14 protein-coding genes and 1 tRNA gene are annotated in these 18491 nt (G+C 72.5%); all 15 read right to left on the bottom strand.

Annotation, left to right across the window (positions count from 1 at the left end):
* Window positions 1-79: 79 nt before the first annotated feature.
* The 15 genes from MOJ79_RS08465 to MOJ79_RS08395 all read right to left on the bottom strand — a co-directional run bounded on the left by MOJ79_RS08465 (window position 80) and on the right by MOJ79_RS08395 (window position 18482).
* Window positions 80-156, bottom strand: a tRNA-Pro gene (locus MOJ79_RS08465).
* Window positions 157-189: 33 nt separating this feature from the next.
* Window positions 190-618, bottom strand: a complete 429-nt coding sequence (locus MOJ79_RS08460) for a MerR family transcriptional regulator (RefSeq protein ID WP_241923807.1) — start codon at window positions 616-618, stop codon at window positions 190-192.
* A gap of 32 nt (window positions 619-650) precedes the next feature.
* Window positions 651-1019 (bottom strand): integration host factor subunit alpha, encoded by a 369-nt coding sequence (locus MOJ79_RS08455; RefSeq protein WP_241923759.1) that lies wholly within the window; start codon window positions 1017-1019, stop codon window positions 651-653.
* A 24-nt stretch (window positions 1020-1043) separates the two neighbouring features.
* Entirely contained in the window at window positions 1044-3467 is a 2424-nt protein-coding gene (gene pheT / locus MOJ79_RS08450; protein ID WP_241923758.1) for a phenylalanine--tRNA ligase subunit beta, read from the bottom strand.
* A 15-nt stretch (window positions 3468-3482) separates the two neighbouring features.
* Window positions 3483-4508 carry a phenylalanine--tRNA ligase subunit alpha gene (locus tag MOJ79_RS08445; RefSeq protein ID WP_241923757.1) on the bottom strand — a complete coding sequence of 342 codons (1026 nt, stop codon included), beginning with the start codon at window positions 4506-4508 and terminating at the stop codon, window positions 3483-3485.
* A gap of 91 nt (window positions 4509-4599) precedes the next feature.
* Window positions 4600-4956, bottom strand: a complete 357-nt coding sequence (gene rplT / locus MOJ79_RS08440) for a 50S ribosomal protein L20 (protein ID WP_119286368.1) — start codon at window positions 4954-4956, stop codon at window positions 4600-4602.
* Between the two features lie 26 nt (window positions 4957-4982).
* Window positions 4983-5186, bottom strand: coding sequence for a 50S ribosomal protein L35 (gene rpmI, locus MOJ79_RS08435; RefSeq protein WP_119286369.1), 204 nt, complete (start codon window positions 5184-5186; stop codon window positions 4983-4985).
* Between the two features lie 121 nt (window positions 5187-5307).
* Window positions 5308-5805, bottom strand: a complete 498-nt coding sequence (infC, locus tag MOJ79_RS08430; protein WP_235823226.1) for a translation initiation factor IF-3 — start codon at window positions 5803-5805, stop codon at window positions 5308-5310.
* A 120-nt stretch (window positions 5806-5925) separates the two neighbouring features.
* Window positions 5926-7845 (bottom strand): threonine--tRNA ligase, encoded by a 1920-nt coding sequence (gene thrS / locus MOJ79_RS08425; RefSeq protein ID WP_241923756.1) that lies wholly within the window; start codon window positions 7843-7845, stop codon window positions 5926-5928.
* A gap of 185 nt (window positions 7846-8030) precedes the next feature.
* Window positions 8031-9113, bottom strand: coding sequence for a phospholipase (locus MOJ79_RS08420; protein WP_241923755.1), 1083 nt, complete (start codon window positions 9111-9113; stop codon window positions 8031-8033).
* A gap of 10 nt (window positions 9114-9123) precedes the next feature.
* Window positions 9124-11439 (bottom strand): Tex family protein, encoded by a 2316-nt coding sequence (locus MOJ79_RS08415; protein WP_241923754.1) that lies wholly within the window; start codon window positions 11437-11439, stop codon window positions 9124-9126.
* Between the two features lie 76 nt (window positions 11440-11515).
* The gene (locus MOJ79_RS08410) at window positions 11516-12403 is read right to left on the bottom strand and encodes an alpha/beta fold hydrolase (RefSeq protein WP_241923753.1); all 888 of its coding nucleotides are present in this window, start codon (window positions 12401-12403) and stop codon (window positions 11516-11518) included.
* A 3-nt stretch (window positions 12404-12406) separates the two neighbouring features.
* The gene (locus tag MOJ79_RS08405) at window positions 12407-13252 is read right to left on the bottom strand and encodes an esterase/lipase family protein (protein WP_241923752.1); all 846 of its coding nucleotides are present in this window, start codon (window positions 13250-13252) and stop codon (window positions 12407-12409) included.
* A gap of 44 nt (window positions 13253-13296) precedes the next feature.
* Entirely contained in the window at window positions 13297-15063 is a 1767-nt protein-coding gene (locus MOJ79_RS08400) for a wax ester/triacylglycerol synthase family O-acyltransferase (protein ID WP_241923751.1), read from the bottom strand.
* Window positions 15060-18482: a PAS domain S-box protein gene (locus tag MOJ79_RS08395; RefSeq protein ID WP_241923750.1), complete on the bottom strand. Its 3423-nt coding sequence runs from the start codon at window positions 18480-18482 to the stop codon at window positions 15060-15062. The genes MOJ79_RS08400 and MOJ79_RS08395 overlap by 4 nt, the downstream gene beginning before the upstream one ends.
* Between the last annotated feature and the right edge of the window lie 9 nt (window positions 18483-18491).

The raw sequence follows: 18491 nt of genomic DNA, 5'->3' as shown, positions 1-18491 counted from the left end.
GGCCTCCGCGCCGCTTCGAGCGGGCGCGACACCCGAACAAAAAGCCCGGAGCCTTTCGGCTCCGGGCTTGGGCTGTCATTGGTCGGGGTGGCGGGATTCGAACTCGCGACCCCTTGCACCCCATGCAAGTGCGCTACCAGGCTGCGCTACACCCCGACGAAGATTGAAAGTATACCTGCCCCTGCGATCTCAGACGGTCAGCAGCTCGCGGATCGACAGCAGTTCGGCGCGCAGCTGGACCGGCGTCAGCGACGCCGCCGCGGCGTCGCCGGCCCCGGCCACCGGCGCGGGATCGACGTCGGGCGGCGCCGCGTCGAACGCACCAGCGGGCACGGTGCCCGCGTGGCGCGGTGCGGCCCGCCCGGCGCTCTCGGCGAGCCGGTTGCGCGCGCCGCTGATCGTGAAGCCCTGCTCGTAGAGCAGCTCGCGAATGCGGCGCACGAGCAGCACCTCGTGGTGCTGGTAGTAGCGGCGGTTGCCGCGCCGCTTCATCGGCCGCAGCTGCGTGAACTCCTGCTCCCAGTAGCGCAGCACGTACGGCTTGACGCCGCACAACTCGCTGACTTCACCGATCGTGAAGTAGCGCTTGGCGGGAATCGGCGGCAGCCCGGAGTCCATGCGTGGCAACGCGGCAGATGGGGGTCAGCACTCTACTCGAACTCCCCCGCCGTCGGGATCTCGCCTTGCACGATGCCCTTGAGCTTGTGGCTGGCGTGGAACGTGACGACGTGGCGCGCCTTGATCGGGATCGACTCGCCGGTGCGCGGGTTGCGCCCCGGGCGCGGCGCCTTGCGGCGGATGTTGAAGTTGCCGAACCCCGACAGCTTGACGTCCTTGCCGCTGACCAGCGCCTCGTGCAGGATGTCGAAGAAGGCCTCGACCATGTCCTTGGCCTCGCGCTTGTTGAGGCCTAGGCGCTCGAACAGCAGCTCGGCCAGCTCGGCCTTGGTCAGCGTCGGCGTCTCCAGCGACGGCAGGATCACGCGCTCGTGCGCGGCGTCGGGTCGCTCCTCGGTCATCGGTCGTTCTCCCTCGTCGTGCGTTCACGCGCGCAGCCGCGCGCCGACCCGCTGCGCCAGGCGCTGCAGCACGCGCGCGAGCTCGGCGTCGATGCGCTCGTCGGTCAGCGTGGCGGCCTCGTCGAGCAACTCCAGCCGCACCGCGAGGCTGCGCTCGTGCACACCGATGCCCGCCACCGGCTGCGCCGGCTTGTAGATGTCGAACAGGCGCGCCGAGCGCACCAGACCCTCGCCCGGGCCGATCGCGTCGATCAGCGCCTCGTGGCTGACGCCGTCGGCCACCACCAGCGCGAGGTCGCGCGTCACCGGCTGCTGGCGCGGCAGCGGCTGGAACTGCGGCACGTCGCGCACCAGCAGCGCCTCGAGCTCGAGCTCGAACAGCACCGGCGCGTGCGGCAGCTCGTAGGCCTGGCGCCACTTCGGGTGCAGCTCGCCGATCCACCCCACCGCGACGCCGTCGACTTCGATGCGCGCGCAGCGCCCGGGGTGCAGTGCGGGGTGCGTGCCGGCGACGAAGCGCGGTCGGCGCGGCGCGAACAGCGCCTCGACGTCGCCCTTCACGTCGAAGAAGTCGACGCCGCGCTCCTTCGTGCCCCACTGCAGCTCGTCGGCGGCGCCATAGGCCAGTGCTGCGATGCGCATCGGCTGGTGCACGCCGGCCACCGTCGTGTCGCTGTCGCGCACCGACGCGTCCTTCATGAACACGCGGCCGATCTCGAAGACGCGCACGCGCGGCTGCTTGCGCGCGAGGTTGTGGCGCAGCACCTGCACGAGCGAGCCCACCAGGCTCGAGCGCATCACCGCGAGCGGCGCGGCGATCGGGTTCAGCAGCCGGATCGGGTCGGCGTTGCCGGCGAGCTCACGCTCCCAGCGCTCCTCGACGAATGAGAAACCGATCGTCTCCTGATAGTCCAACGCGGCCAGCAGGTGGCGCACGCGGTGCGCGCTGCGGTGGTGCTCGGGCTTGACGTGCGCCGTCACCGGTGCGATTGGCGGCGTCGTCGGCAGGCGGTCGTAGCCGATGACGCGGATGACTTCCTCGATCAGGTCTTCCTCGATCGCGAGGTCGAAGCGCCAGCTCGGCGGCGTCACGGTCAGCGTGCCGTCGCCCTCGGTGAACGGCAGCGCGAGCCGCCGGAACACGTCGGCACACTGCGCCTGCGTCACCGGCATGCCGATCACCTTCGCCGCGCGCGCGACGCGCAGCGTGACGGGCTTGGGCGCCGGCAGGTTCACGACCTGGTCGTCGATCGGCCCGGGCTCGCCACCGCAGATCTCGACGATCAGCTGCGTGATGCGCTCGATGTGCTGCACGGTCAGCGCCGGGTCGACGCCGCGCTCGAAGCGGTGCCCGGCGTCGGTGGCGAAGTTGAAGCGCCGCGAGCGCCCGGCGACCGCCTTCGGCCACCAGAACGCGGCCTCGACGTAGACGTTCTTCGTCGCATCGCTGACCGCGGTCGCGTCGCCGCCCATGATGCCGGCCAGCGACTCGGGACCCGTCGCGTCGGCGATCACGCCGACCTGCGCGTCGAGCTCGACCGTCTGGCCGTTGAGCAGCTTCAGCGTCTCGCCCGGACGCGCCCAGCGCACGACGAGCCCCTCGTGGATCTTGTCGAGGTCGAAGATGTGCGACGGCCGGCCGTATTCGAACATCACGTAGTTCGAGATGTCGACCAGCGCCGTGACGCTGCGCTGCCCGCAGCGCGCGAGGCGCTCGACCATCCACGCCGGCGTCTTCGCCTTCGTGTCGACGTGGCGCACGATGCGCCCCGAGAAGCGCCCGCACAGGTCTGGCGCCTCGATGCGCACCGGCAGCTTGGCGTCGTGCACCGGCGCGACCGGGGGAATCGCCGGCGTCTTCAGCGGCGCGCCGGTCAGCGCCGAAACCTCGCGCGCGATGCCGTAGACGCTCAGGCAGTGCGCGAGGTTGGGCGTCAGCTTGAGCGTGAACAGCGTGTCGTCGAGGTTCAGCGCCGCGCGCAGGTCGGCGCCCACCGGTGCATCGGGCGCGAGCTCGAGCAGGCCGCCGTGGTCGTCGCTGAGCTTGAGCTCGCGCGCCGAGCACAGCATGCCGAAGCTCTCGACGCCGCGCAGCTTGCCGACCTTGATCTCGAACGGCGCACCGCCCTCCTCGGCCGGCGGCAGCTGCGCGCCGACGAGCGCGAGTGGCGCCTTCAGGCCGGCGCGCGCGTTCGGTGCGCCGCAGACGACCTGCAGCAGGCCGTCCTGCGTGTGCTCGCCGGCAGTGACCTTGCACACGCGCAGGCGGTCGGCGTTGGGGTGGGGCACCGCCTCGACGATCTCGCCGACGACGACGTGGGTGAACGGCGGCGCCACCGGGCGCAGCTCCTCGACCTCGAGGCCGGCCATCGTCAGCAGGTCGGCGAGCTCGCGCGTCGACAGCGGCGGGTTGCAGAACTCGCGCAGCCAGGATTCCGGGAATTGCATGACTCGTCTCGCGCCTTACTGGAACTGGCTCAGGAAGCGCAGGTCGTTGTCGAAGAACAGGCGCAGGTCGCCGACGCCGTAGCGCAGCATCGTCAGGCGGTCGGGACCCATGCCGAACGCGAAGCCGATGTGGCGCTCGGGGTCGAGGCCGAAGTTGCGCACGACGTTCGGGTGCACCTGGCCGGAGCCGGCCACCTCGAGCCAGCGGCCCTTCAGCGGCCCCGAGGTGAACGCGATATCGACCTCGGCCGACGGCTCGGTGAACGGGAAGAAGCTCGGCCGGAAGCGCAGCGCGAGCGCGTCGGTCTCGAAGAAGCGGCGGAAGAAGTCGGCGAACACCGCCTTCAGGTCCTTGAAGCTGATGTTCTCGCCGATCCACAGCCCCTCGCACTGGTGGAACATCGGCGAGTGGGTCGCGTCGCTGTCGACGCGGTACGTGCGCCCGGGCGCGATGACGCGGATCTCGGGCATCGGGTCGGCGCCGGCGTGGCGCTTGACGTGCTGCACCGCGTGGCGCACCTGCATCGGGCTGGTGTGCGTGCGCAGCAGGTAGCCGCCCTCGACGTAGAAGGTGTCGTGCATCGAACGCGCCGGGTGGTCCTCGGGCGTGTTCAGCGCGGTGAAGTTGAACCAGTCGTTCTCGATCTCGGGGCCGTCGGCGACGTCGAAGCCCATCGAGCCGAAGATGGCCTCGATGCGCTCCATCGTGCGGCTCACGGGGTGCAGCCCGCCGCTGCCGCGACGGCGTCCGGGCAGCGTCACGTCGAGCGCCTCGGCGCGCAGCTGGGCCTCGAGCTCGGCATCGGCCAGCGCCTGGCGGCGCGCCTGCAGCGCGGCCTCGATGCGCTGCTTGGCGGCGTTGATCTCGGCGCCGCGCGTGCGCTTGTCGTCGGCCGGCAGCGCGGCGAGCGACTTCAGCAGCTCGGTGATGCGGCCGGTCTTGCCGAGGAAGCGCGCCTTGGCGTTCTCGAGCTCGGCCGGCGTCGCGGCGGCGGCGAACTCGGACTGCGCCGCCGCCACGAGGGAATCGAGGTCGTTCATGGATGCGTGGAGAACGAAAAAAGGCCGCCACCGAAGGTGACGGCCTCGAGGCTTGCAGCGCCCCGGCCGCACGGCGGCCGGGCGGGCGACATCAAGCGAGCTGGGCCTTCACCTTCTCGACGATGCTGCCGAACGCCGCCGGGTCGTTGACGGCCAGATCGGCGAGCACCTTGCGGTCGATGTCGATCTGCGCCTTCTTCAGGCCGGCCATGAACTTGCTGTACGTCACGCCAAGCTCGCGGCTGGCCGCATTGATGCGGGCGATCCACAGCTGGCGGAACACGCGCTTGCGCGCGCGGCGGTCGCGGTAGGCGTACTGGCCCGCCTTCATCACCGCCTGCTTGGCGATGCGGAAGACGTTCTTGCGGCGGCCGCGGAAGCCCTTGGCCAGCGCGAGCACCTTCTTGTGACGCGCGCGGGCGGTGACACCACGTTTGACGCGAGGCATGGTTCAGCTCCTTTCGTCCGAGGCGGTCACAGACCGGCGAACGGCATCATCGCCGCGATGTGGCCAACGTCGCGCTCGTGCACGTTGGCACTGCCGCGCAGCTGGCGCTTGCGCGTCGTGCTCTTCTTCGTGAGGATGTGGCGCTTGAACGCCTGACCGCGCTTGACGGTGCCGCCGGGACGCACGCGGAACCGCTTGGCCGCGCTCTTCTTGGTCTTCATCTTGGGCATGACTGCTCCTTTTCAGTGGCCCCTGCAGGCGGCACCGGCCGGTGCGCTTGACGGCCTGCAGCGGCTTCTTCGTCGCAACCCGCGGCGACCAACCGCGGACGCGAACCCTTCACGGTGCCGGCTACTTGCGCTTGGGCGCCAGCACCATCACCATCTGTCGCCCCTCGAGCTTGGGCATGTGCTCGACCACCGCCACGTCGGCCAGGTCGTCGCGGATGCGCTCGAGCAGCCGCATGCCGATCTCCTGGTGCGTGATCTCGCGGCCGCGGAAGCGCAGCGTGACCTTGCCCTTGTCGCCGTCCTCGGCGATGAAGCGGCGCAGGTTGCGCATCTTCACCGCGTAGTCGGCCTCGTCGGTGCCGGGGCGGAACTTGACTTCCTTGACCTCGATGACCTTCTGCTTCGCTTTCGCTTCGGCCGCCTTCTTCTGCTCCTGGTACTTGAACTTGCCGTAGTCCATCAGCCGGCACACCGGCGGATCGGCCTGCGGGGCGATCTCGACCAGATCGACGTCGTATTCACCAGCCAGCCGCAAGGCTTCCTGGATCGGCACGATGCCCAGCGGTTCGTTGTTCGGCCCGTTGAGCCGCACCTGCGGCGCCGTGATCTCCCGGTTCAACCGGTGCTTGCGGATGTCGTTCGGAATACGACGGTCGAAGAAAGTAGCGATGGTTCCAGCCTCGTCAGGGCCACCGGCAAGTTGTGGCCCGCAGTGAAAAACGAAAGGCGCGCCGTGCCGTCAGGCCTTGGCGGCGATGTCGCCGGCGAGCTTCGCGATGAAGTCGTCCAGCGGCATCACGCCGAGATCCCGATTGCCCCGGGCGCGCACCGCGACGGCGCCGCTTGCCTTCTCCTTGTCGCCCACGACGAGGATGTACGGCACCTTCTGCAACGAATGCGCGCGGATTTTATACGTGATCTTGTCGGCACGCAAATCCGCCTCGACTCTAACTCCTTGTTTTTGCAGCGTTTTCGCTACTTCGGCGGCGTAGTCGGCCTGCTGCTCGGAAATCGAGCAGACGACGGCCTGCACCGGCGCGAGCCACGCCGGCAGCGCGCCGGCGTGCTGCTCGATCAGGATGCCGATGAAGCGCTCGAGGCTGCCGACGATCGCGCGGTGCAGCATCACCGGGTGCTTGCGGCTGCCGTCCTCGGCGACGTACTCGGCGTCGAGCCGCTGCGCCATCGAGAAGTCGACCTGCATCGTGCCGCACTGCCACTCGCGGCCGAGGGCGTCCTTCAGCGTGTACTCGATCTTCGGGCCGTAGAACGCGCCGTCGCCGGGCGCGACGACGAACTCGCAGCCCGACGCGCGCAGGCTCTCCATCAGCGCGTGCTCGGCCTTGTCCCAGATCTCGTCGCTGCCGATGCGCTGCTCGGGGCGCGTGGCGACCTTGTAGAGGATCTCGGTGAAGCCGAAGTCGGCGTAGACCTTCTGCAGCAGCGCCGTATAGGCCACGCACTCAGGCAGGATGTGGTCCTCGGTGCAGAAGATGTGGCCGTCGTCCTGCGTGAAGCCGCGCACGCGCATGATGCCGTGCAGGCCGCCGCTGGGCTCGTTGCGGTGGCAGGCGCCGAACTCGCCGTAGCGCAGCGGCAGGTCGCGGTAGCTCTTGACGCCCTGCTTGAAGATCAGGATGTGGCCGGGGCAGTTCATCGGTTTCAGCGCGTAGTCGCGCTTCTCCGACTCCGTCGTGAACATGTTCTCGCGGTACTTGTCCCAGTGCCCCGTCTTCTCCCACAGCGTCCTGTCGAGGATCTGCGGGCCCTTGACCTCGAGATAGCCGTTGTCGCGGTAGACGGCGCGCATGTACTGCTCGACCTGCTGCCACAGCGCCCAGCCCTTCGGGTGCCAGAACACCAGGCCCGGCGCGTGCTCGTCGAGGTGGAACAGGTCGAGTTCACGGCCGAGCTTGCGGTGGTCGCGCTTCTCGGCCTCCTCGAGCATCGTGAGGTACTTCTGCAGGTCGTCCTTCGTCGCCCACGCGGTGCCGTAGATGCGCTGCAGCATCTCGTTGCGGTGGTCGCCGCGCCAGTAGGCGCCGGCGACCTTCATCAGCTTGAAGTGCTTGAGCTTGCCGGTGCTCGGCACGTGCGGGCCGCGGCACAGGTCCTCGAAGCCGCCTTCGCGGTACAGGCTGACCTCCTCGCCGGGCGGGATGCTCGAGATGATCTCGGCCTTGTAGTGCTCGCCCAGGCTCTTGAAGTACGCCACCGCCTCGTCGCGCGGCAGCACGCGGCGCACGACGGGCTCGTCCTTCGCGGCGAGCTCGCGCATGCGCTGCTCGATCGCCTCGAGGTCCTCGGGCGTGAACGGGCGCTTGTACGAGAAGTCGTAATAGAAGCCGTTGTCGATCACCGGACCGATCGTGACCTGCGCGTCGGGGAACAGCTCCTTGACGGCGTAGGCCAGCAGGTGCGCCGTCGAGTGGCGGATCAGCTCGAGGCCCTCGGGGTCCTTGTCGGTGACGATCGCCAGGTCGGTGTCGGACTCCAGCCGGTAACTCGTGTCGACCAGCTTCGCGTCGGCACCCCGCCCGACACGGCCGGCCAGCGCGGCCTTGGCCAGCCCCGGGCCGATGGCCGCAGCGACCTCGGCCACCGTCACCGGCGCGGGGAACTGCCGGCTCGAACCATCGGGCAAACGCACGGAAATCATCTGCGGACTCCAGAAACGAAAAAGCGCGGACGGGGCCGCGCTCGATCAGACGACGACAGGACGCGATCGACCGCGGCGGCTCAGCCTCCGGACAGCGGGGTCGACGTTCGCGGTGTCATCACCCGTCGTGCCTTTCTCGCTCTTGCTGAGTGGGTAAATCGAGGCTGCAATTCTACGCGCCGCGTTCACACGAGCGGCTCGGCGTCGATCGCCGACCGCTCGACGAGCGTGGCGAACTCGTCGGCCAGCCGTCGGCTCTCGGCGAGCGCGCGGCGCCACGCCGTCATGCGGCCGGGGAGGTCGTCGCCGTAGGCCTTGAAGTCGCTGCGGTCGGGCAGCTTGCCGCCCGGCAGCGTCGCGATCCACTCTGCGCTGGGTGCGAGCACGACGACGTTGGCCAGCCGCGCCGTCGCGCGGTGACGATGGCGCAGCGCCTTGTCGAGCCAGCCGGGCACGATCTGGCGCTGGAAGTGCGGGTACAGCACGAGGCCGTCGCGCATCGACGCGTAGTCCAGGTGCAGGTGGTAGTCCGTGAGGCCGCCGTCCCAGTAGGCCCCCTTCGGTGCCCCGGGAATGTCGCGCACCGCCTCGAGCCAGAACGGAATCGAGCAGCTGGCCAGGATGCTCGGCTGCAGGTTGGCCGCCGTCAGCGGCACCACCGTCGTGCGGTAGTCGCGCAGGGGCAGCGGCAGCGCGTCGCGCGGGTCCGAGAAGACGACGCGCTCGAGCCAGCCGCCCATCGCGCGGCGGCTCACGGCGTTGGCCGCGAACGCGCCGAGGTAGCCGAGCGGCGTCGTCACCTTCGAGCCGAGCCGGCCCTCGCGGCCGAGCAGCGCGCGCCCGCGGCTCGTGAACACGTGCAGCCGCCAGCGCGGGTGGCCGAGCACTTCGGCCTCGCGGCCGCCGAAGCGTTCGGCGAGCTTGGCGCCGAACACCTCGCTGACGTGACGCGGCGCGGGCGGCTTGCCGGGCGCGTGCTCGTAGCGCTGGCCGATGTAGTCGTCGGCCAGCTGCGCCAGCGCCGCGTCGGCGTCGGGCAGGCAGGCGCAGGCCATGCGCCACGCGCCGATCGACGCCCCGGCCAGGTGCACGACCTGCGCACCGGCCTTCAGCCAGTGGCCGAAGACGAAGCGGTCGAGCGGGTTGAGCACCAGCCCTTTCGGCCCGCCGGCGGCCGCGGGCACGACGCGCACGTCGTCCGGCCGCAGGCCGCGCTCGCGCAACTGCGCGCGGGCGCGCTCGCCGGCGAAGACCTGCAGCGCGCGCATCGCCACAGGCTCAGCCGCCGCGCAGCTTCGCGAACGCCGCGGCCATCGCACCCTGCGGGGCGGGTGCTGCCGCGTGGCGCGTGCGCTCGCCGGCGCGCGGGGTGCGGTCGTCGCGCGCACCGCTGCGCGGCGCGGGCACGGCGTCCAGGCGCATCGTCAGCGAGATGCGCGCACGCGCGAGGTCGACCTCGAGCACCTTGACCTTGACGACGTCGCCGGCCTTGACGACTTCGCGCGCGTCGCGCACGAAAGTGTTGGCGAGCTGGCTGACGTGCACCAGCCCGTCCTGGTGCACGCCGAGGTCGACGAAGGCGCCGAACTGCGCGACGTTGCTGACCGTGCCTTCGAGCACCATGCCGGGCCTGAGGTCCTTGATGTCCTCGACGCCCTCGCTGTAGCGCGCGACCTGGAAGTGCGGCCGCGGGTCGCGCCCGGGCTTCTCGAGCTCGGCGAGGATGTCGCGCACCGTGATCGCGCCGAAACGCTCGTCGGCGAAGGCCTCGGGCTTGAGCGTCTTGAGCACGTCGGCGCGGCCGATCAGCTCGCCGATCGGCCGTCCGGTGGCCGCGAGCAGCCGGTCGACGACCGGGTAGCTCTCGGGGTGCACGCCCGTCATGTCGAGCGGGTTGTCGCCGCCGCGGATGCGCAGGAAGCCGGCCGCCTGCTCGAACGTCTTCGGCCCGAGGCCGGTCACCTCGAGCAGCTGCTGGCGGCTGCGGAACGCGCCGCGCGCGTCGCGCCAGCGCACGATCGCCGCCGCGACCGACGGGCTCAGCCCCGACACGCGCGCGAGCAGCGGGACGGACGCCGTGTTCAGGTCGACGCCGACCTTGTTGACGCAGTCCTCGACGACCGCGTCGAGCGTGCGGGCGAGCTCGCTCTGGTTGACGTCGTGCTGGTACTGGCCGACGCCGATGCTCTTCGGGTCGATCTTGACCAGCTCGGCCAGCGGGTCCTGCACGCGCCGCGCGATGCTCACGGCGCCGCGCAGGCTGACGTCGAGGTCGGGCAGCTCGCGGCTGGCGACCTCGCTGGCCGAGTAGACCGAGGCGCCGGCCTCGCTGACGACGACCTTGTCGAGCACGGCCTGCGGCGCGAGCTGGCGCACGCGCTTGACGAGCTCGGCGGCCAGGCGGTCGGTCTCGCGGCTCGCGGTGCCGTTGCCGATCGCGATCAGGCTCACGCCGTGTGCGGCCACGAGCCGCCCGAGCGTGGCCAACGCGCCGTCCCAGTCACGACGCGGCTCGTGCGGGTAGACGGTGGCGGTGTCGAGCACCTTGCCCGTTTCCGAGACGACGGCCACCTTGACGCCGGTGCGGATGCCGGGGTCGAGCCCCATCACGACGCGCGGGCCCGCCGGCGCGGCGAGCAGCAGGTCGCGCACGTTCTCGGCGAAGACCTTGATCGCGACCGCTTCGGCGGCCTCGCGCAGCCGCGCGAACAGGTCACGCTCGAGCGACAGGCTGAGCTTGACCTTCCACGTCCACGCGACCGTCTTGCGCAGCAGCTCGTCGGCCGGCCGGCCGCCGTGGCGCCAGCCGAGGTGGTGCGCGATGCGGCCCTCGGCCAGCGACGGCTGGCCGGGTGCGGGCTCCTCGTCGAGCACCAGCCGCGCGTCGAGGATCTCGAGCGCGCGGCCGCGGAACACGGCCAGCGCGCGGTGCGACGGCACCTTGGCGATCGGCTCGCGGTAGTCGAAGTAGTCGCGGAACTTCGCGACCTCGGGGTTCGCCTCGTCCTTGCCGGCGGCCAGCGTCGAGCGCAGCGACCCCTCGGCCCACAGCCACTCGCGCAGGCTGCCGACGAGCGCGGCGTCCTCGGCCCAGCGCTCGGCGAGCAGGTCGCGCACGCCGTCGAGCACCGCGTGCACGTCGCCGAAGCCGGCCTCGGGGTTCAGGAACGCCGCCGCCTCGGCCAGCGGGTCGAGCGTCGGGTCGGCGAACAGGCGGTCGGCCAGCGGCTCGAGACCGGCCTCGCGCGCGATCATGCCCTTCGTGCGGCGCTTGGGCTTGTACGGCAGGTACAGGTCCTCGAGGTCCTGCTTCGTCGCGGCGGCCTCGATCGCGGCGCGCAGCTCGGGCGTGAGCTTGCCCTGCTCGTCGATGCTCCTGAGCACCGCGGCGCGGCGGTCCTCGAGCTCGCGCAGGTACGCCAGGCGCGCCTCGAGCTCGCGCAGGTGGGTGTCGTCGAGGCCGCCGGTGGCCTCCTTGCGGTAGCGGGCGATGAACGGCACGGTGGCGCCGCCGTCGAGCAGGTCGACCGCAGCGGCGACCTGCGCCGGGCGCACCTTCAGCTCGGCGGCGAGCTGCAGCAGGATCTTGTCCAAGGCAGTGGAGAAAAACGGGTCAACGCGAAAGGCGCGCAGTGTGCCATCGCCGCGCGGTGGCCCGACGCGCCGCGGTTCAGCCGGCCGCGCGCGCGGCGCGGCGGGCGATCGCGTCGGCCAGCCGCGGCATCAGCGCCGGCGGCAGGTCGTGGCCCCAGCCGGGGATCACGTCGATCTCGGCCTGCGCGATCTTGCTGACCAGGTCGTGCGCCGCGGCCACGCGCACCAGCGGGTCGTCGCGGCCGTGCAGCACCAGCGTCGGCGCCGCGATGCGCCGAAGCAGCGGCGAGCGGTCGCCGTCGGCGATCACGGCCAGCAGCTGGCGCGCCGCGCCGGCGGGGTGGTACGCGCGCTCGATCGACGCCGCGATGCGCTGGCGCAGCGCCTGCGGCTGCGGCGGGTACGCGGGGCTCGCGATCAGTGTCAGCAGCTGCTGTATCAGCGCGAGCGCACCGGCCGGGTCGTCGGCGCGCGGGCGCTGCAGCAGCGCGCGGCGCACCGCCGGCGCCGGCGGCGGCAGGCCGCGCGCGCCCGAGGTCGTCATCATCAGCGTCAGGCTCTTGACGCGCTCGGGGTGCGCGGCGGCGACGTGCTGCGCGATCATGCCGCCCATCGACGCGCCGCACAGGTGCACGCGCGTCAGCCCCAGCGCGTCGAGCACGCCGACCGTGTCGGCGGCCATGTCGGCCAGCGAGTACGGCGCGCGCACCGGCAGCCGCAGGCCGTAGCGCAGCGCGGCCCACGCGACGCTGGGCACGCCGAGCGCGTCGAACCACTGGCTCAGCCCGATGTCGCGGTTGTCGAAGCGGATCGGGCGAAAGCCCCGGCGTCGCAGCGCGTCGAGCAGCTCGTCGGGCCAGGCGACGAGCTGCATCGCCAGGCCCATCACGAGCAGCAGCGGCTCGCCGTCGGGCGGGCCCGCGTCGTCGACCTCGATGCCGATGCCGTTGGCGACGACGCGCACGGCTCAGCCCTTGCCCGCGGCGGCGAGCGGCCCCTCGTGCGCGGTGCGGAAGAACCAGCGCCGCGCGCCGCGCGCGTCGAAGCGCCGCCACTGCGCCGGGTCCTGCGCCAGCCGGTCGGCGATCGCGTACAGCGCCAGCGGGTTCATGCCCATGCCGAGGTGGCTCGCGTGCACCTCGATGTTCTCGGCCAGCGGGTGCTGCGGGTCGTTGAGGCTGCACTGCCACGCGACGACGCCGTCGGTCTTGCTGTAGATCGACGTCGTCGGCACCGGCGGCGGCTGGCGGATCAGCGCGAGCAGCTCGTCGTCGTCGGTGTGCTGGCCACTGACGAGTTCGTACAAGCGCCAGGCGTTCGTCGCACGCGGGTGGCCCGAGAACGGCGTGCCCAGCGTGATCACGCAGCGCACCTGCGCGCTCGTCTCCTTGGCGATCTCGCGCGCGTAGATGCCGCCCAGGCTCCAGCCGATCAGGCTGACCTTCTCGCGGTGCCGGTCGGCCAGCTGCGCGACCATCGCGCGCGTGGCCGCGAGCAGGCCTTGGCGCGGGCCGAAGTTGAACCCCTGCCGCCACGGGTACGGCGTGTAGCCGCTGGCGCGCAGGACGTTGCGCAGCGGCAGCGTGCTCGCGTCGGACGCGCCGAGACCGGGGAACACGAGCACCGGGTGGCCATCGCCCGGCGGCAGCCGGCGCAGCCACGGCATCGCCGCCAGCAGCGCAGCGAGTTCCCACGGCGCGCGGCTTTCGAGCAGTATCAGCCACGGACCGGGGGGCTGCAGCGCGGCGCGGGCGTCGTCGACCGGCGGCGGCGGCGCGGTGCGCGCAAGGGACGGGCGGCGGTAGACCGGCATCGGGGCAGGCGGTGCGGGCCTGCGGTGGGGCAGGTGGCGCGATGCTAGCGGCGCCGCCGCGCCTTGGCTGGAGGGCTGGCCCTAGGCGCCTTTGTCGCCTTCGAGACAGAGTCGCGCACCGTGCCGACGACGCGGCCCACCGTCTCGACGGCCATGCCGGGCACGATGCGCCCAAGCAGCCGCATCGCGTCGGTGTTGCCCAGCGTCTTGCCCACCGCGCTGCCGACCGCGACACCGAACGCGGTGGCGCCGCGCGCGGCGTCGACGACCGGCCGCGGCACGGTGCGGTCGACGACGGCGCCGATCTCCCGCCTGGCGCGGCGCGCGACGCCGCGCGCGATCTCGCCGGCGGTCGGCTCGTCGTCGGGCACGGCGATCGCACGCAGGTCGTCGAACGCGACGCGCAGGTCGTCGGCCAGCGCCGCGACATCGGGCAGGGCCTTCGCGTCGGCGACGAGCCCGAAGTCGAGCGAGCGGTCGTAGCTCTGCACGGTGACGTTCAGCGCCAGGCCGTGGACGACGATCGACGCCGGGTAGCTGGTCAGCATGCGCGCGCCGGCCAGGTACAGCGGCATCGTCGGGCCGGGCACGTTCGAGATCACCAGGTTGGCCACGCCCGGGATGCGGTCGGCGAGCCGGGCCTTGCCGTACAGCGACGCGGCCGCCTCGAGCAGCCACGGCACGCCGATCGACGGGTAGTCGGTGGGCAGCACGCCACGCAGCGCGCCCATCGTGCCCTTCATCGCCGCGCTGGCGGCCTTGACGTGCTCGAGCCGCTTGAGCGGGTCGGCGATGTGCGTGCCCAGGCTGACGAGACTCATCGAGGCCTGGTTGTCGCTCGAGGCGTCGCCGGCCGCGCGCAGCGACACCGGCACCGCGGCCACCAGCGACTTGCGCGGCAGCGCGCGCCGGCGTGCGAGGTAGCGCCGCAGCGCCGAACTGCACAGCATCAGCACGACGTCGTTGACGCTGGCGCCGTGCAGGCGGCCGAGCGCGCGCACCTCGTCGAGCGGCAGCGTCAGCGTCGCGAACGCGCGCTGCTCGCCGACCGACACGTTCAGCGGCGTGCGCGGTGCGAGCGTCACGTTGCTGAAGCCCTTGACGCGGCCGGCCAGCGCGCGCGCCGCGGCGCTGCGCAGGCTGTCGACGGTGGCCGGCAGCTCGCGCACGAGGCGCGCGACCTGCTGCACCTCCTGCCCGATGGCCTGGCGCAGCATCTCGAGCGGGCCGGGCGCCAGCGCCGCGTCGCCGCCGGCCGGCACGCGACGGCGCGCCTTGACGGTGGCCAGCGCGCGTGGCACCGGCGTCGGGTCGAGCAGCGCGTTGGCCAGCGCGACCGCGGCCTGGCCGTCGACGGCCGCGTGGTGCAGCTGCGTGTACAGGCCCACGCGCCGGCAGCCGTCGGCGCCGGGGGCCAGCCCCTCGAGCACGTGCATGCGCCACAGCGGCCGCGAGCGGTCGAGCGGCACGGCGTGCAGCCGCGCGACCTCGGCTTCGAGCTCGCGCAGGCCGCTGCCGTGGCGCGCGCTGGCCGGCAGGCGCACCTCGACGACGTGGTGGCGCAGGTCGGGCTCGGCGTCGATCCATGCCGGATTGGCGAGGTTCAGCGGCATCCACCACAGCCGCCGGCGCAGCACCGGCGCGACCGCCAGGCGCGACTGCAGGTGGCGGCGCAGGTCGTTGACGAAGCGGCCGCGGTGGCCGCGCGGCAGCTCGAGCACGTGCAGCGCGCCGACGTGCATCGGCATCTGCGGCGTCTCGAGGTGCAGGAACAGCGCGTCGAGCCCCGACAGCGGCTGCAGCGTGCTCACGCCGCGCTCCCGGCCGCCGATGCGGGGTTGCCGATGCGCTCGAGCGCGGCCATCAGTTCGGACATCTCCACCGGCTTGGTCAGGTACTGCCGCAGGCCGCGGGCCAACCCGCGCTCGACTTCGGCGGGCATCGCGTCGGCCGACAGCGCGATGACCGGAATATCGCACGTCGCCGGGTCGGCCTTCAGCGCGTCGAGCACGGCGTAGCCGTCCATGCCGGGCAGCTGGATGTCGAGCAGGATCAGCTGCGGGCGCTCGGCGCGCGCGCGCTCGAGGCCGCTCGGCCCGTCGGGCGCCGCATCGACGCGCTGCACGCCCAGGTGCGCGAGCATCGCCTCGAGGACCTGGACGTTGACCGGGTTGTCCTCGATATAGAGCACGTGCTGCGGCACCGCTGCAGCGCGCGCGGCGGCGCGATCGGCCGGCGCCTGCAACGTCGCGGGTGCCGCCGGCAGGTCGACCCAGAACGTCGAGCCCTCGCCGGGGCGCGACTGCACGCCCAGCCGCCCGCCCATCAGCTCGACGAGCCGGCGCGACAGCGCCAGCCCGACGCCGGTGCCCTCGACGCTGCCGGCCTCGGCGCCGAGGCGCTCGAACGGCGTGAACAGGCGCTCGAGCTTGTCGGCAGCGATGCCGACACCGCTGTCGCTGACGCTCAGCCGCCGCCGACCGTCGTCGAGCGCGACGCTGTCGACGCGCACCCAGCCGCCGGCGCGGTTGTACTTGACGGCGTTGCTCAGCAGGTTGACCAGCACCTGGCGCAGCCGCGTCGGGTCGGCCTGCACCGCAGCGCACGACGCGGCGCCGGCCGTGACCTGCACCGCGTGCGCGTCGGCCAGCGGCTGCACGAGCCGCATCGCCTGCGCGACGGCGGCGTCGACGTCGACCGGGCCGATCGACACCGCGAGGCGGCCCGACTCGATGCGCGACAGGTCGAGCAAGTCGGTGATCAGCGCGAGCAGGTGGTCGCCGGCGCGGCGGATCTCGTCGACGTAGCGCCGCGTCGCAGGCGGCAGCGGCTCGACCTCGAGCAGCTGCGCGAAGCCGAGGATCGCGTTGAGCGGCGTGCGCAGCTCGTGGCTCATGTGCGACAGGAACTCGCTCTTGCCGGCACTGGCGCGCTGCGCCTCGTCGCGCGCCTGCACGAGCTCGGCGGTGCGCTCGGCGACGCGGCGCTCGAGCTCGACGTTGAGGTCGCGCAGCGCGCGCTCGGCGCGCTTGCGCTCGGTGACGTCGACGGCCACGCCGAGGAAGCCAGCCGGCTCGCCGCGCTCGTCGAGCATGCGCGTGATGGCCAGACTCACCGTCAGGCGGGTGCCGTCCTTGCGCACGTAGGTCCACTCGCGCGGGCGGAAGTCGCCGCGCAGCGCCGGCGCCCGCGTGGCCTGCATCGCGTCGACCGGTTCGCCGTACTCGACGCTGAGCTCGCGCGCGCGCGCCTCGAGTTCCTCGGGCACGTGAAACTCGCGCACCGTCATGCGGCCGACGACCTCGTCGGCGCGCCAGCCGAGCATGCGCTCGGCGCCGGTGTTGAACAGCACGACGCGGCCGCTCTCGTCGCCGGCCGTGATCGCAACTTCGGTCGCGGCATCGATCACGCGCTGCAGCTGCTGGCGCGCGGCCTGCGTGGCCTGCTGTTCGAGCTGCGCGCGCGTGACGTCCTGCAGCGTGCCGCTCGTGCGCAGCGGCTCACCGAGCGCGTTGAACACCGTCTCGCCGCGGTGCTCGACCCACTTGATGCGCCCGTCGGCCATACGCAGCCGGTGACGCAGCGACCACGGCTGGCGCGTGCGCAATGCCGCCGCCTGCACGTCGACCAGGCGCTGGCGGTCGTCGGGGTGCACCGCGGCCAGCAGCGCCTGCGACGACGGCTCGACCTGCGTCGCGTCGAGCTCGAGGATGCGGCCGAGCTCGGCCGACCACTGCATCCGCGCCAGCAGGTGGTCGAGCTCCCAGCTGCCGACCTGCGCGAGCGCCTGCGCCTGCGCGAGCTGCGCGTCGCGCTGGCGCAGCGCATCGATGTAGCGGATGCGGTCGATCGCCACCGCGGCGTGGCGCGCCAGGTCGACGAGGTGCGCGAGCTGCTCGGCGGTGGGCACGCGCACGCCTTCGTCGCCGAAGGTGCCGGTGGCCAGCAGGCCGGCGCGCCGGCCGGCGACGAACAGCGGCACGTGCACCAGCGTGCGCGGCACCAGCGGTGCGAGCGTCGTGCGCGCGGTGCGGCGGTCGAGCTGCGCGTCGGGCCAGACGACCGGCGCGTCGCCTTGCAGCAGATCGCGCAGCAGCGAGGACGCCGCCGGGTTGAGCTGCTGCGACCACGACGGCGCCGGCAGCCGCGAGATCGGCTCGCCGGCGGTACCCTCGAGGCGGTAGCGCGTGCCCAGCTCGTCGGCGAGCAGGATCCACACGTTGCGGTAGCCGACGCGCGCCTCGATCTCGTCTTTCAGCGCCGCGGCGACGGCATGCGCGTCGCGCGCCAGCTCGAGCCGCTGCGCGAGCTGCAACAGCGCGTCGCGGCGCTGCGCGTCGTCGCGGCGGCGCTGCTCGGCCGCCAGCCGCTCGGTGACGTCGCTGCCGATCGCGAGCACGGCGTCGACGCCGCCGGCCGCGTCGAACAGGGCCTGGCTCGACCACTCGACCGCGCGCACCGTGCCGTCGCCGAGCTGCATTGCGGCCACGTGCTGGCGCACCACCTCACCGCGGCACACGGCGTCGAACACCGTGCGCAGCGCCGCCCGGTCAGCCGGCGGGATGAAGATGTCGAACCAGTCGCGCCGCCGCAGGTCGGCCAGGCGCCAGCCGGTGAGCTGCTCGAAGTGCCGGTTGACCAGACGCACGCCGCCACGCGCGTCGAGCACGAGCACCAGCACCGGCGCGACGTCGATCAGCCGGCGCGCGAATTCGCGCTCGCGCAGCAGCGCCTCCTGCGCGGTGCGCAGCGCCGTTTCGTCGGCGAACGAGGCCATCATCGCGATGGGCCGGCCGTCGTCGGCGCGCACGAGGTGCGCCGACGTGCGCATCGCCATCGTGCCGCCGTCACGGCGCTGCGCGAGCAGCGTGCCCTCCCAGCGGCCGTGTGCCTGCAATGCATCGACGACGCTGGCGGCGCCCGCCGGGTCCTGCCAGAACGACGTCACGCACCGGCCGACGACGCCGTCGCGCGCGTCGTACCCCCAGGCGCGCACGAACGCGTCGTTGACGTAGGTCAGGCGACCGGCGAGGTCGCTGATCGCCACCGGCATCTGTGCCGCATCGAGCGCGTGGCGCAGCGCCTGCCGCTCGAGGCGATCGTCGTCGGGTCGCGCCGCGGGCGACGCGCCGCCGCGACGGCGGCGCAGCCACCAGAAAAGCGCCGCGCCCACACCGGCGGCCGCCGTCAGCCACAGCCAAAGCGACGGGGACGGCGGCGGCAACTGCATCGGGGCCGG

Origin of the sequence: Calidifontimicrobium sp. SYSU G02091, assembly GCF_022631395.1 — a bacterium.
Lineage (GTDB): Bacteria > Pseudomonadota > Gammaproteobacteria > Burkholderiales > Burkholderiaceae_C > Calidifontimicrobium > Calidifontimicrobium sediminis.
This window is presented reverse-complemented; position numbering and strand designations above follow the sequence as displayed.